This window comes from Bradyrhizobium sp. Kon69, from assembly GCF_055807515.1.
This window is the reverse complement of the sequence record NZ_JBVVOS010000452.1, coordinates 1-255: the sequence shown is the minus strand read 5'-3', so window position 1 is coordinate 255 and position 255 is coordinate 1. Positions and strand designations below refer to the sequence as shown.

Genomic DNA, 255 nt, shown 5'->3' with positions numbered 1-255 from the left:
ATCCAGCCCACCCTTCTCATGGGGTTTGGTCAGGAAGTCGCCCAGCGTCGCGCCAAACGGCCGGGTCAGCACGAACGCCACCCAGAACAACAGCACTGACGAGATCCGGGTGAAGTACTTGAGCGCCACCACCAGAGCAATGGTCGAGCCGATCAGCAGCGCGCCGCCGGCAAAACCCAGCCCCGAATCGTCCGCCAGGAAATCGCCCAACGCGGTGCCAAGCGTGTTGGAAAACAGAATCGCCATCCAGTAGAA

Annotated in this window: 1 pseudogene; it reads right to left on the bottom strand. The window is 61.6% G+C overall.

The annotated features are described in order from the left end of the window. A pseudogene (locus AC0L3U_RS39765) lies at nt 1–255 on the bottom strand (hypothetical protein); the annotation flags it as partial.